Origin of the sequence: Polaromonas potterensis (genome assembly GCF_033446725.1) — a bacterium.
Classification (GTDB): domain Bacteria; phylum Pseudomonadota; class Gammaproteobacteria; order Burkholderiales; family Burkholderiaceae_C; genus Polaromonas.
This window is the reverse complement of record NZ_JAWQLX010000001.1, coordinates 534590-548431: the sequence shown is the minus strand read 5'-3', so window position 1 is coordinate 548431 and position 13842 is coordinate 534590. Positions and strand designations below refer to the sequence as shown.

Annotated in this window: 11 protein-coding genes; 5 read left to right on the top strand and 6 right to left on the bottom strand. The window is 63.0% G+C overall.

The genetic code is table 11. The annotated features are described in order from the left end of the window. The first annotated feature begins 180 nt into the window (after nucleotides 1-180). Genes purE through R6254_RS02610 form a run of 3 tightly spaced genes read left to right on the top strand, consistent with a single transcriptional unit; the run spans nucleotide 181 to nucleotide 2887 of the window. Nucleotides 181-690, top strand: a complete 510-nt coding sequence (purE, locus tag R6254_RS02620; RefSeq protein ID WP_318404176.1) for a 5-(carboxyamino)imidazole ribonucleotide mutase — start codon at nucleotides 181-183, stop codon at nucleotides 688-690. Further along, on the top strand, nucleotides 687-1901 hold the full coding sequence (locus tag R6254_RS02615; RefSeq protein ID WP_318404175.1) for a 5-(carboxyamino)imidazole ribonucleotide synthase: 1215 nt from the start codon (nucleotides 687-689) through the stop codon (nucleotides 1899-1901). Before purE ends, R6254_RS02615 begins: the two co-directional genes overlap by 4 nt. Beyond that, entirely contained in the window at nucleotides 1901-2887 is a 987-nt protein-coding gene (locus R6254_RS02610) for an L-threonylcarbamoyladenylate synthase (protein WP_318404173.1), read from the top strand. Before R6254_RS02615 ends, R6254_RS02610 begins: the two co-directional genes overlap by 1 nt. A gap of 26 nt (nucleotides 2888-2913) precedes the next feature. Here the strand turns inward: R6254_RS02610 and R6254_RS02605 are convergent, their stop codons facing one another. Beyond that, a complete protein-coding gene (locus R6254_RS02605; protein WP_318404171.1) occupies nucleotides 2914-3342 on the bottom strand; it encodes a cupin domain-containing protein in 429 nt (142 codons plus the stop codon). A gap of 108 nt (nucleotides 3343-3450) precedes the next feature. On the opposite strand from R6254_RS02605, the gene R6254_RS02600 reads away from it, so the two are divergent. Together R6254_RS02600 and R6254_RS02595 are read left to right on the top strand one after the other, a co-directional pair. Beyond that, nucleotides 3451-4422 (top strand): LysR family transcriptional regulator, encoded by a 972-nt coding sequence (locus R6254_RS02600; protein ID WP_318404170.1) that lies wholly within the window; start codon nucleotides 3451-3453, stop codon nucleotides 4420-4422. Nucleotides 4423-4541: 119 nt separating this feature from the next. Next, on the top strand, nucleotides 4542-5396 hold the full coding sequence (locus R6254_RS02595) for a sensor histidine kinase (RefSeq protein WP_318404169.1): 855 nt from the start codon (nucleotides 4542-4544) through the stop codon (nucleotides 5394-5396). 133 nt (nucleotides 5397-5529) lie between these two features. On the opposite strand, the gene R6254_RS02590 is transcribed toward R6254_RS02595, so the two are convergent. From R6254_RS02590 to rocD, 5 genes are all read right to left on the bottom strand, one after another. After that, nucleotides 5530-7398: a potassium transporter Kup gene (locus tag R6254_RS02590; protein WP_318404168.1), complete on the bottom strand. Its 1869-nt coding sequence runs from the start codon at nucleotides 7396-7398 to the stop codon at nucleotides 5530-5532. Nucleotides 7399-7663: 265 nt separating this feature from the next. After that, nucleotides 7664-8959: a glutamate--cysteine ligase gene (gshA, locus tag R6254_RS02585; protein ID WP_318404166.1), complete on the bottom strand. Its 1296-nt coding sequence runs from the start codon at nucleotides 8957-8959 to the stop codon at nucleotides 7664-7666. 139 nt (nucleotides 8960-9098) lie between these two features. Next, nucleotides 9099-10421 carry a glutamate-5-semialdehyde dehydrogenase gene (locus R6254_RS02580; RefSeq protein WP_318404165.1) on the bottom strand — a complete coding sequence of 441 codons (1323 nt, stop codon included), beginning with the start codon at nucleotides 10419-10421 and terminating at the stop codon, nucleotides 9099-9101. A 40-nt stretch (nucleotides 10422-10461) separates the two neighbouring features. Further along, on the bottom strand, nucleotides 10462-11535 hold the full coding sequence (holA, locus tag R6254_RS02575) for a DNA polymerase III subunit delta (protein WP_318404164.1): 1074 nt from the start codon (nucleotides 11533-11535) through the stop codon (nucleotides 10462-10464). A 10-nt stretch (nucleotides 11536-11545) separates the two neighbouring features. Next, the gene (rocD, locus tag R6254_RS02570) at nucleotides 11546-13720 is read right to left on the bottom strand and encodes an ornithine--oxo-acid transaminase (protein ID WP_318404162.1); all 2175 of its coding nucleotides are present in this window, start codon (nucleotides 13718-13720) and stop codon (nucleotides 11546-11548) included. Nucleotides 13721-13842 lie beyond the last annotated feature (122 nt).

Here is a 13842-nt window from a genome sequence, read left to right as displayed (position 1 = left end):
TCAACCGGCGGGCAAGCCGGGATGGACGATAGCACGTCACCAACAGGTCAGGGGCCCCGGGCTAAGGTCGCGAAGAGGCGGGTTCATCTTTCGATATTTTCGGGTCTTGGGGCGAACCCTTAAAATCAGGGCCAGCAAGCGCCCGGCCCGTAAACCTCCTCAGACCTTGAAGATCCCCCTATGACGACAAGCAACAATCCGGTCAGCCCCCTGGTGGGTGTGGTGATGGGCTCCAGCAGCGACTGGAACACCATGCAACACGCCGTGCAAATTCTCCAGCAGTTCGGCGTGGCGCACGAAGCCCGCGTGGTGTCGGCCCACCGCATGCCCGACGAGTTGTTTGCCTATGCCGAGCAGGCGGCCGGCCGCGGCTTGCGGGCCATCATCGCCGGTGCCGGCGGCGCGGCCCACCTGCCGGGCATGCTGGCCGCCAAAACCGCCGTGCCTATTCTGGGTGTGCCGGTCGCCAGCAACCACCTGCAGGGCGTGGACTCCTTGCACAGCATCGTGCAAATGCCCAAAGGTGTGCCGGTGGCCACCTTTGCCATCGGCAATGCCGGTGCGGCCAATGCGGCCTTGTTTGCGGTTGCCATGCTGGCCAGCCACGACCCCGTCCTGGCCGACAAGCTGCAGGCCTTCCGCGCGGAGCAAACCGCTGCCGCGCGTGCCATGACCTTGCCGCCGTTATGAAAGCCGTGTTCCCCGGCACCGTGTCGGCCGCCGGCCAGCCCGCCACCCTGGGTGTGATGGGCGGCGGCCAGTTGGGCCGCATGTTTGTGCACGCCGCGCAGCGACTTGGTTATTTCACCGCCGTGCTGGACCCCGATCCACACAGCCCGGCCGGCCGGGTCAGCCACCACCATATCCAGACCGCTTACGGCGACGACACCGGCCTGATACAACTGGCGGACTTGTGCGCAGCCATCACCACCGAATTTGAAAACGTGCCGGCACAAGCCCTGCTGGCGCTGGCGGCCAACCGGCCAGTGGCGCCCGGCGCGGCAGCGGTGGCGATTGCGCAAAACCGCATCGAGGAAAAAGCCCACTTCACGGCCAGCGCCGGCGTGGCGGGTGTGACTTGCGCGCCGTATGCAGTGATTGAAACCCCTGCCCAGCTGGCGGCGGTGTCTGGCGATCTGTTGCCCGGCATTCTGAAAACCGCACGCATGGGTTACGACGGCAAGGGCCAGGTCCGTATCAAAAACGCCGCCGAACTCGCTGCCGCCTGGGCCGACCTGAAACAAGTGCCTTGCGTGCTGGAAAAGTTGCTGCCGCTGAAGGCCGAATGTTCGGTCATCGTGGCGCGCGGCTGGGACGGCGACATTGTCGGTTTTGCGCCGCAATACAACGTGCATGTGGACGGCATTTTGGCGGTGACCCTGGCTTATGAAGGAAATATGCCTCCAGCCCTTGCGCAACGGGCGCAAGAAGCTACTAAATTAATAGCGAATCACATCGGCTACGTCGGTGTCTTGTGTGTCGAGTTTTTTGTGATCGATGACGGCAGCACGGACGGCGCGCTGGTGGTCAACGAAATGGCGCCGCGTCCGCACAACAGCGGCCACTACACGCTGGACGCCTGCGATGTCTCGCAGTTTGATTTGCAGGTGCACGCCATGGCCGGTTTGCCGCTGCCCCTGCCGCGCCAGCATTCGCCGGCCATCATGCTCAATTTATTGGGTGATGTGTGGCTGGATGCCGCGGGCCAATCCCGCACGCCCGACTGGCAGGCCGTGCTGGCCTTGCCCGGCACGCATTTACACCTGTACGGCAAGCTGGAGGCGCGCGCCGGCCGCAAGATGGGCCACCTTACCATCACCGGCGCCGACATCGCGGGCGTGCAAGCCGTGGCGCGCCAGGCGGCGACCATCCTGGGCCTGCCCGGCCTCGAGACGCTCTGATGATTTTTCCCGGCACCGACCCCCAAGCTATTGCGGACGCCGCCCGCTGCATCCAGGCCGGTGGGCTGGTCGGTTTTCCGACCGAGACGGTGTATGGCCTGGGCGCCGATGCGTCCAGCGATGCCGCGGTCGCCGGCATTTTTGCCGCCAAGGGTCGTCCCTCAGACCATCCGCTGATTGTTCATGTGGCCGAGGCCGCGCAGGTCCATGACTACGCCAGCAGCGTGCCACCGTTTGCGGCCAGCCTGATCAAGGCCTTCTGGCCCGGCCCGCTGACCGTGATCCTGCCGCGCAAGCCGGGTGTGGCTGCAGCGGCCGCCGGCGGCCAGGCCTCCGTAGGCCTGCGTTGCCCGGCGCACCCGGTGGCGCTGGCTTTTTTGAAAGCCTGCAACACCGGTGTGGCCGGTCCCAGCGCCAACCGTTTTGGCCGCGTCAGCCCGACCACGGCGCAACATGTGGCCGGCGAGTTTGGCGACGCGTTGCTGGTGCTGGACGGCGGGCCGTGTACGGTCGGCATTGAGTCCAGCATCGTTGATTGCACGCGTGGCCGTCCGGTGCTCTTGCGCCCCGGCGTGTTGACCCGCGACCAGCTGGAGGCCGCTTGCGGCGAGCCGGTGTTGACGAAGGACGAAGTCTTGGCAGAAGAAGGCGATGCCCCACGCGCCTCCGGCACGCTGGAAGCACATTACGCGCCCAACGCCAAGGTACGCCTGATGGATGCCGCGGCCATCCAGGCGGCGCTGGACTTGTTAGGCGCCGACGCCGCGCATCTCGCGGTCTATGCCCGCAGCATCGTGCGTATCAAGTCGTCGAAGGTGCTTTACCGCCGCATGCCTGACGACGCGCTGGCGACCGCCCAGCAACTGTTTGCGGTGCTGCGCGATTTTGATAACCAGGGCATCAAGCTGATCTGGATCGAACACCCGCCGGAGACAACGGAATGGGACGGCGTGCGGGACCGCCTGGGGCGGGCGGCGGCGAGCTGAACCAGCTTTGCGCGTTCCGCGGCGCCTCACTTCTTCAAGGGTCGAGGAATGGAGCGCCCCTTGTCCTTCTCGGCCACGATGAACTCCACGAAGCGGAGATTTTCGGTGGTGCTCGGGTTCCAGTGCGCATGGATGGTTCCGGTCGGAACGAACAGGCTGTCCCCGGCACGCAGCGTGACGGGCGGCTTCCCGTCCTCCTGAAAAACACCCGTGCCTGACAGGATATGGAAGGTGATTGCGGCCGGGTGAACGTGCCGGGGGTTGATCCCGCCGGGTGCATATTCCGCCTCGAAGACCATCACTTCCTGGTTCGCCGTATTGGGTAGCACACGCCTGAGCAGGGGCTCGTGGGGTATCGCGCCCTGCTTTTCTTGCGCGGACGGCATCTCTTGTGCCGACGCCGGTTGCAGCATGGCGCCCAGAACAAAACCCAGTAACGCAAGTGGCTTCTTCATGAGGATTCCTTGGCTGAATGACAGGCTGGACGGTAGCATCCTGGGTATCCGTTGTGTATCGTTTTTTATCCATCAGCTATAACCAAAGGGTTTCAACAAGGAGTGCGCATGAAGTCTGTCGATGCCGTCGTCCGGCGGGTCACGCTGCGGGAACTCCGGCTGTTGGCCGCCATCGCCCATGCCGGCAGCATCCTGAAGGCGGCGCAGGACGTGGGCCTGAGCCAACCCGCGTTATCGAAGGCCCTGGCTGACCTGGAAGAGACGCTGGGCGTGCGTTTGTTCGACCGCACCAACCGTGGTGTCGAGCCCACCCCGCACGGCAGGGTATTCATCCGTCGAGCGCTTGCGGTCTTTGACGAGATGCGCCGCGGAGTGGAAGAGCTCAACGTCCTCTCTGATTCAAGCGGCGGCGAAATTCGCCTGGGGGGAACGCCCACGATGTGCGGCGGATTTTTGTCGCATGCGGTCGCCAGCATGGCCCTTGAGCGGCCGGGCATCCGCTACAAGCTGCTCGAACTGGAGTCCGAACGGCTGGCCACGGAGGTCAGGAGCCGTTTGATCGACATCGGCATCGGCCGTGAACCGCTGGTTCGACCGGATGGCGAATTGTCTTTTGAACGGCTGTTCGACGACCCGCTGTATGTGGTTGCGGGGGCCGATCATCCGCTGGCCCGGCGACGCCGCCTCACCCTGGCCGATCTGGCGAACCAGCGCTGGGTGCTCCCGATGCCGGAGACGCCTGTCAGCGGGCAACTCCGCGCTGCTTTCGAGCATCAAGGGGCAGCTATGCCGGAATCCATTGTCACCAGCATGTCCGTCCTCGTCCGCCAGGAATTGCTTTCGACGAACCGTTTCCTTACGGTACTCTACGGGTCGATGCTGCAGTTCGGCAACATGCCCTCCCATCTGCGAATTTTGCCGGTGGAACTGTCTGCGCGACTACCGATTGGCGTTTACAAACTGGAAGGCCGGACGCTTTCACCCGCGACCGAGTTGTTCATTGACAGCCTGAAAACCTTTGCTGCGCGTATGTGCACGCTCAGTGTTGACTTGCTCCAGCGTGCGCTGCGGGACCGTTAGACGGCGCGTGCCTTGTGTTGTTACCAATTTTCTCACTGACCAGAGGACCCTGATGGAATTTGTATGGATATGCACAAGCCGGCAGCAGCCGTCGGCGATAAGCGGGTGCAAGGACTGACATGGCCCACCCGACAGAACCCTCTTCCGCCGGTGTGACGCCGTCTATCGCGGCGCTGCTGCAACAACTGCGCGAAGGCGGCGACCGCGCCGCGGCGCAGGAGATCCTGCGCATCACAACCGAACTCGAAGAGCAGTTGCGCCAGCGCAGCGCCGATGTGGCCGCCGCGCACCAGGCGCTGGAGTCGTTTTCTTATTCAGTCTCCCATGACTTGCGTGCGCCGCTGAGCACCATAGACGGCTTCAGCCGTTTGCTGGAAACCTCGGTGACCAAGGGGACAACGGAGCGCAGCCAGCATTACCTGGCGCGTATCCGTTTTGGTGTGGGGCAGCTGAACGAATTGATCACCGCCTTGCTGACGGTCTCGCGCCTGCTGCGTGCCAAGCTGGCGCCACAAACGGTCGACCTGAGTGCCTTGGCGCAAGCGGCTTTTGCCACCTTGCAGGCGACCGATGTGGCGCGCACGGTGCGTCTGGATGTGCAGCCGGACCTTGTTGTCCACGGGGACCCGGCCCTGCTTGGGCAACTGGTGAAACACCTGGCCGGCAACGCCTGGAAGTTCAGCGCGAAAAAAGACAGCGCCGACATCACGCTGGGCAGCCAGCCCGGACCGGACGGCGAGACCGTGTATTTCTTCCGCGACAACGGCGCCGGGTTTGAGATGCAGCAGGCCGACAAACTGTTTGGCATCTTCCAGCGCCTGCACACGGCGTCGGAATTTCCCGGCCTGGGGGTCGGGCTGGTCAGCGTGCAGCGTATTGTGGGGCGGCACGGCGGACGGGTATGGGTGAAGGCGGCGCTGGAGCAAGGCGCTACGGTTTATTTCACCTTGGGACCTGGGCCTTTGCCGACTTGAGCGTTGCGGCGGCTTGGGGCCGGCCGGAACTCGGCCCCGCTTGCAGGCCACTCTTCACCCCTCACTCGCTACAAATTCAATAGCTAGCAACGCCCATTCGGCAATGGCTAGAGCCCAAAAATACCTCTAAAACTCAAATCTCGATCTTGCTGCCCAACTCCACCACCGAGTTGTTGGGCAGGTTGAGAAAATCCGCCGCGCCGCTGGCGTTGTGGTGCATCTGCGCAAAAAGTTTTTCGCGCCAGGGCATCATGCCGCTGCCTATGGTCGGCACCACCACGTCGCGCGACAGGAAATAGCTGGTGCTCATGTGTTCCAGCTCGCAGCCGCGGTTGCGCATCTGCTCCAGGGCGGAGGGCACATCGGGGTCGTTCTTGAAACCGTAGTGAATCACCACCTGCCAGCAGTTGTGGCCCAGCGCTTCGATCGCCAGCCGCTTGTCCAGGCCGATCCAGGGCACCTCGTGGCTGCGCACCGTGACAAACAGGTTTTGCTCATGCAGCACCTTGTTGTGTTTGAGGTTGTGCAGCAAGGCGTTCGGCACCGTGCCCGGTTCGGCGGTCAGAAACACCGCCGTTCCGCCCACGCGGGCCGGCGGGCTGACAAACACCGCCTCCAGAAAACTGGGCAGGTCAATGGCATCGGCACGTAACTTGTCATTGAGCAGCGCTCGCCCCTGTTTCCAGGTCATCATCAGCGTGAAGATGACGCCGCCAATGGCCAGCGGGAACCAGCCGCCAGCAAACAGCTTCATCAGGTTGGAAGCGAAAAAGGCGAAGTCGACCACGAAAAACACACCGGTGGCGGCAAGACACAGCCACAGCGGGTATTTCCAGCCGTGGCGAATCACGTAGAAGGTCAGAATCGTGGTGATCAACATGTCGGTGCAAACGGCAATGCCGTAGGCGGCCGCCAGGTTGCTCGACGAGCGGAACATCACCACGGCCAGCACGATGGTGACAAACAGGCCCCAGTTCACCAGCGGCATGTAGATCTGGCCGGTGTCGTGCACGCTGGTGTGCTGGATGTTCAGTCGCGGCAGGTAACCCAGCTGGATCACCTGTTTGGTCACGCTGAAGGCGCCGGTGATCAGCGCTTGCGACGCGATCACCGTGGCCATGGTGGCCAGCAACACCAGCGGCACCAGCGCCCATTCCGGCGCCATCATGTAAAACGGATTTTTGACGGCCGCCGGGTTGTTCAGCAGCAGCGCGCCTTGGCCAAAATAGTTGAGGGTCAGCGAAGGCATGACCACTGTGAACCAGGCCAGGCGGATTGGTTTTTTACCGAAATGGCCGAGGTCGGCATACAAGGCCTCGGCGCCCGTCACACACAAAACCACGGCGCCCAGGATGATGAAGGTGGTGCCGGGGTTGTGCCACATGAACAACACGGCGTAATGCGGGCTGATCGCCTTCAGGATGACCGGGTTGGTGATGATTTGCATCACGCCCAGCAGCGCTATCACGCCAAACCAGACCAGGGTGATGGGGCCGAAAAACTTGCCGATGCCGGCGGTGCCGCGTTTTTGCACGGCAAACAGCGCAAACAGAATCACCAGCGTGGCCGGAATCACATATTGCTTGAAGGCCGGCGAGATAACCTCCAGGCCCTCCACCGCCGACAGCACCGAAATCGCCGGCGTGATCACGCCATCACCATAAAACAGCGAGGTGCCGAAAATGCCGATGACCAGCAACACCCGCCGCAGCTTGGGTTTGTCCTTCACCGCCTGCGAGGCCAGCGCCAGCATGGCCACCAGCCCGCCCTCGCCATTGTTGTCGGCACGCAGCACCAGCACCACGTATTTGATCGACACAATCACGGTCAGCGTCCAGAAAAAGATGGACAGGATGCCGTAGATATTGGTGGGGGTGAACGCCACATGCCCGGAGCCGAAGACTTCCTTGACGGCATACAGGACGCTGGTGCCGATGTCGCCGTAGACAACACCGATGGCGCCTAGGGTCAGCGCCGCAAGAGAGGATTTTTTACTTGACACAAAAAATTCCCGCGGAGGCCGGAGGTCAGAAGCTGACCCCTGGCGGCGGGAATGGTAACTGGAGGAACGCTATTTTGCGCCTTGCCCCGCACTAAGCAAGTTGGGAGAGATACCTAAATGCGAGATTCCAGCCTTGTGTTGCAGTGCAACAACTGGGCGCCGACGCCGGCGCGGCAGTCGCTACGACTTTGATAGCTGCTTACGCCCATGGAATAAGGGCTGGAGGCAAAAAAGGCTTGTAAAAAAGGCCCCGAAGGGCCTTTTTTCAGTCATAAACCTCGGCGTCCGGGTCGGTGGCTTCCAGCTCGTAGCTGGCGGCCAACATGGCCAGGCGGCCAATCACGCCATACATATAAAAGCGATTCGGGCCGCTGGAGCCGGGTTTTTCGCCCGGTTGTGGCAGGCGGCCGCTTTCGGCAAAAGCCAGCGGTACAAAGCTTGAACCCGGCGCGTTGAGGTTTTCGTCGATGCCACGGTCGGCATGCACGCGGTAAAAACCGCCCACCACATAACGGTCCATCATGTAGACCACGGGTTCGGCCACCGCGTCGTTGATGCGTTCGTGGGTCTGCACCCCTTCCTGGATGATGACTTCGGACAGCGCCTGGCCGTCCTTGGTGGTGCTCATCTTGAGTTTGGTCTGGGGGCTGAGTGCGTCCAGGTCTTTCACGTCGCGCACCGTCATGATGCCTTTGCCATCCGTGCCGTTGTCGGCCTTGACGATGACAAAAGGCTTCTCGTTGATGCCGTATTCCTTGTATTTGCGACGAATTTTGGTCAACAGCGCATCAACGTTGCTGGTCAGGCAGTCCATGCCCACGCCTTGGTCCATGTTGACTTCGCCACATTTGGCAAACATCGGGTTGATCAGCCAGGGGTCCACACCCAGCAGCTTGCCGAAGCGTTTGGACACTTCTTCATAGGCCTGCGCGTGACGCGACTTGCGCCGCACCGACCAGCCCGCATGCAGCGGCGGCAACAGATATTGCTCGTTGAGGTCTTCCAGAATGCCGGGGATACCGGTCGACAAGTCGTTGTTCAGCAGAATGGTGCAGGGGTCGAAGTTTTTCAGACCCAGGCGCCTGTCGGTGCGGATCAGCGGCTCCAAGGTGATCTGCTCGCCGGTCGGCAGATTCAGGGTGGTGGGGGCCTTGATCTCCGGGTCGAGCGAGCCAAAACGCACGTTGAGCCCGGCCTGGTGAAAAATGCGCTTGAGCTGCAGCACATTGGCCAGGTAAAAGCTGTTGCGGGTGTGGCTCTCGGGCACGACCAGCAGGTTGCGTGCCTCGGGGCAGATTTTTTCAATCGCCGCCATCGCGGCCTGCACCGCCAGTGGCAGCATCTCGGGCGTCAGGTTGTTCCAGCCGCCGGGATAGAGGTTGGTGTCCACCGGTGCCAGCTTGAAACCGGCGTTACGCACATCGACCGAACTGTAGAACGGCGGCGTGTGCTCCATCCACTCCAGGCGGAACCAGCGCTCGATCGCCGGCGTGAAGTCCAGGATGCGTTGCTCCAGCTCGTTGATGGGGCCGTTCAGGGCGGTGATGAGGTGCGGAACCATGCGGCCACTTTCAATTGAGGATGCTGTTATATGTTTCGGCTATATCTTGACCGGATTTTAGGGATATTGGGATGGCCGTCCCGGTTACAAGAGGCAACAAGCGGCGGAAACCGGCCGGATGGGCAGCCGCCGCGTCCCCTCAGAGGCGGACTTCGCCCTGGCCCAGCACCACGTATTTGAGCGAGGTCAGGCCTTCGATGCCGACCGGCCCGCGAGCGTGGAACTTGTCGGTGCTGATGCCGATTTCGGCGCCCAGGCCGTATTCGAACCCATCGGCGAAGCGGGTGCTCGCATTCACCATGACGCTGGCCGAATCCACCTCACGCAAAAAACGCTGCGCATGCATGTGGTCACGCGTGAGGATGGCGTCGGTGTGGTGGCTGGAGTACTGGTTGATGTGTGTTATCGCCTCATCCAGCCCCGCCACCACGCGGATAGAAATGATGGGCGCCAGGTATTCCTCGGACCAGTCCTGCTCGGTCGCGGCAACGATGTTGGCGACCGATTGAATCGCGGGCTGCGCGCGCAAAATCTGGGTCGCCGCTTCATCACAGCGCATTTCCACACCTTTGGCCGCATAAATGGCCGCGATTTTTGGCAAAAACTCGGCGGCCACACCACGCGCGACCAGCAGGCCTTCGGTGGCGTTGCAGGGGCTGTATTTGCTGGTCTTCGCGTTGTCGGCCACGCTCACGGCCATGGCGATGTCGCAGGGATCGTCCACATAGACATGGCAATTGCCGTCCAGGTGTTTGATGACAGGCACCTTGGCGTCGCGGCTGATACGTTCGATCAAGCCCTTGCCGCCGCGCGGAATAATCACGTCCACGTATTGCGGCATCGTGATCAACAGGCCCACGGCTTCGCGGTCGGTGGTCGGCACCAGTTGCACCGCATCGGCCGGCAGGCCGGCCTCCAGCAACGCCTGCTGCACCAGCGCGGCCAAGGCCTTGTTGGATTCAATCGCTTCGGAGCCGCCACGCAAAATACAGGCGTTGCCGCTTTTGATCGCCAGCGACGCAGCTTCAATCGTGACGTTGGGCCGGCTTTCGTAAATCATGCCGAACACGCCTATGGGCACCCGCATCTGGCCCACGCGTATGCCGCTGGGCTGCTGTTTCATGCCGATGATTTCGCCAATCACGTCGGGCATGACCGCCAACTGTTCGCAGCCGATGGCCACGGTTTCCAGAATTTTCGGACTCAGGATCAAGCGGTCCACCAGCGGCGCGGCCAGGCCGGCGGCCTGGGCACGTGCGATATCGATGGCATTGGCCGCCTGCAGCGGTGCAAGCTGGCTGCGCAGCAAGGCGGCCAGACCCAACAATGCTTTGTTTTTGATAGCCGTTGACGCCCGTGCCATCTGGGCTGAGGCCACTTTTGCCTTGGAACCCATGGTCTGGATCAGGGCCGGGAGCTCGCTGCAGGCAGCCAGGGAGGAGGAGGAATCGGGCGCGTTCATCCCTCCATTTTCCTCCAAAATCTCAAGCCCCCACGTTCGCTTAGTGAACCCGGCTCTTGGGCGTGCACTGTTCACACACCATACCGGCCAGGCGCTGCAGCGCCTGCCAGCCATCCTGCGGCCAGTCGGGCTGTTTCAGGCCCTTGACGATGCCGTCCACCTTGTGTGCGGCGTGCAGCAAATTGGCCAGGCTGGTATCGCCGATCTGGGGCAACACACGTTCAAACAGTTTTTCCTTGATGCCCCAGACGCGGTTTTCACGCAGCGCCATGGGCATGGGCCGGCCGGCGTTCAGGGCGTCTTTCACCCGTTTCAGGCTGCGGATGTCTTCGGCCAGCGCCCAATGCACCAGCACCTCGGACTCCCCTTCGGATTGCAGACCGTCCAGCATGCGCTGCACACGCAGCGCCTGGCCGCCCAGCACGGCTTCGGACAGCTTGAACACGTCGTAACGCGCGACATTGAGCACGGCGTTTTCGACCTGGTCGAAACTCAGCACCGCTTCTTCCGGGGAGGGATACAGCAGCCCGAGCTTCTGGATTTCCTGGTGCGCGGCCAGCAGGTTGCCTTCGACGCGGTCGGCAAAAAACTGCAGGGTGCGCTGGCCTTCTTCACCGGCCGCCACACGCTGGCCCTGCTGCTGCAGGCGCTGGGCAATCCAGGCCGGCAGGCTGCGGCGGTCGATCGGATCGAACTTGACGGTGGTGCCAAAACTCTCCAGCGCGCCAAACCAGGCGCCTTTGGTGGTCATGCTGTCGAGCCGGGGCAGCAGCACCAGGGTCAAGGTGCTGTCGTCGCCCTGCGAACGTTCAGCGATCTGCTGCAGAGCGGTCGAGCCGTCCTTGCCGGGTTTGCCGCTGGGAATGCGGATTTCGATGATTTGTTTGTCGGCGAACAGACTCATGGAGCCGCCGCTGGCCAACACCTCGCTCCAGTCAAAATGGGCGCCGGCCACGCTGTGCACCGTGCGTTCGGTGTAACCCTGTGCACGGGCCGCCGTGCGCAAGGCATCGGCAAACTCCTGCACCAGCAGCGGCTCGTCGCCATGCAGGGTGTACAGGGGTTTCAGGCCACGCTGAAGGTGTTGCTGAAGTTGGATAGGCGCAAGCTGCATGGCCTGAAGTTTACGCGGCCTGCGGCCACACCCGCCCGACCGCCCCGCTGCGGCCCCGGTACAGATTGTTCAAGCTCAGCGTCAGGCAATACGCCGCGCCGCCGGAGCGATTGAAGGCGCCCAGCGGCACCACGTGTACGTGGTAGCCGCGCGCCTCCAGCGCCTGTCGCGTCACCGCGCTGCAGTGGCACATGACCACATCGCGGCCTATACACACTGAGTTGACGCCCAGGTGCAAGGCATCGTCGCTGCCGGCCTCTATCAACTGATCGCCGGCCACCGCCCGTATCTGCGCCCGGCCGGCTTCACTGAAGGCCGGCGGGTAATACAAAACTTCGCCGCCCGACAGCAGGCAAAAACAGGTGTCCAGGTGGTAAAAACGCGGATCCACCAGTTCCAGCGACAAGGTCGGAATACCAAACACCTGTTCCACACTGTCACGCGCCGCCAGGCTGGAGCGCTGACCGTAACCCATCCACATGATGCCGCGGCCGGCATCAAAAATCGCATCGCCCGCCCCTTCAAAAAACACGCCGGCCGGCATGGCATGCAAGCTATCCACCTCGCCGCGCAGGCGCAGTTGCTCAAACAGGCGCCGGCCATGGGCTTCTTCACCGGCCCGCTCGGGCTTGAGATAACGCGCCAGCAAGACCTTGCCGTCCAGCACGACCGCGCAGTTGGCGGTGAACACCAGATCGGGCAAGCCGCGCACCGCCGGCTTGACCTCGACCCGCGCACCCAGCGCCTCATAACAGGCCTTGAGCGCGGCCCAGCCGCTGCGTGCGTCCTGCGCCAGCCGGTGGGCATCGAGTGACCACTGGTCCGGGTCCATCCAGGGGTTGATGGCGTAACTCACCTCGAAAAAATCGGGCGGGCTCATCAGCAGTTGCGGCGCCGTGGCCGCGACCGGGGCCACGTCCGGAAGGGCCGCGACGGGATGCGGCGTGACATACCCTTTCATCTCCAGCAGCACCGCTGCAAATACATCGACCGCGGTGTCGATCTGCGCCCGGCTGATGGTCAGCGGTGGCGCAAAACGGATCACGGTCTCGTGGGTTTCCTTGGACAAGACCCCGCGCGCGGCCAGGCGCTCAACCACTTCGCGCGCGTCCGCAAAAGCCGGGTCCATGTCCACCCCCACCCACAGGCCGCGGCCGCGCACGGCACGTACCAGCGGCGCAACCAGCCCCTGCACCGCGACCAGGCGCTGCAGCAAATGCCGGCCCAGCGCCGCGCTGCGGGCCACCAGGTTTTCGTCTTCCAAGACCTGCAAGGCCTCCAGCCCGACGGCGGCGGCCAGCGCATTGCCGCCAAAGGTCGAGCCGTGGCTGCCCGGCGTGAACACATCCATCACCGCCTGGTCCGCCAGGAAGGCGCTGACCGGCAGCAGCCCGCCGCCCAGGGCCTTGCCCAGGATCAGCGCATCGGGCCGGATGCCTTCGTGCTCAAACGCAAACCAGCGGCCGGTGCGGCCCAGGCCGGACTGCACTTCGTCGAGGATCAGCAACATGCCTTGCTGCGTGCACCAGTCGCGCAGTTCGGCAAAAAAGCCGGCAGGCGGCAACACAATGCCAGCCTCGCCCTGGATAGGTTCGACCAGCACCGCACAGGTGTTGGGTGAGGTAGCGGCGCGCACACTGGCCATGTCGCCAAAATCAAAAAAAATGAAGCCCGGTGTGAACGGCCCGAAACCGGCGCGGTAATCGGCCTCGCTGGAAGCGCTGATGACGGTGGTGGTGCGGCCATGAAAATTGCCACGCGCCACCAGAATCTCGGCTTGGCCGTCCGGCACACCCTTGACCCGGTAGCCCCAGCGCCGCGCCGCCTTGATCGCGGTTTCTACCGCCTCGGCGCCGGTGTTCATCGGCAGCGCCCGCTCAAAGCCAGCGATGCGGCACAGTTTTTCCAGGAAAGGGCCGAGCGTGGTGCCGTGGTAAGCCCGCGAAGTCACCGCCACCCGCGCCAGTTGACGCTGCGCCGCAGCCACCAACCGCGGATGCAGATGGCCATGGCTGACGGCCGAGTAGGCACTCATCATGTCCAGGTACTCGCGGCCTTCGACGTCCCACACCAGGCAGTCCAGCGCATGGTCCACCACCACCGGCACGGGATGATAGTTGCGCGCACAAAAGCTCGCCTCAGCCCGCATGAAGTCTTGCGAAGTTGCTACAGTTTTTGCGTTCATGGTGACTCTCCTGTTGGAGACAACTGTAGACGCGTGTCGCTTCGGCGGTGGTGAAAATGCGGCCCTGCGGATACAGCTTGCGGACGTGCAGCGGGCCTTGGGCTTCCGAATCGGAAGCGGGC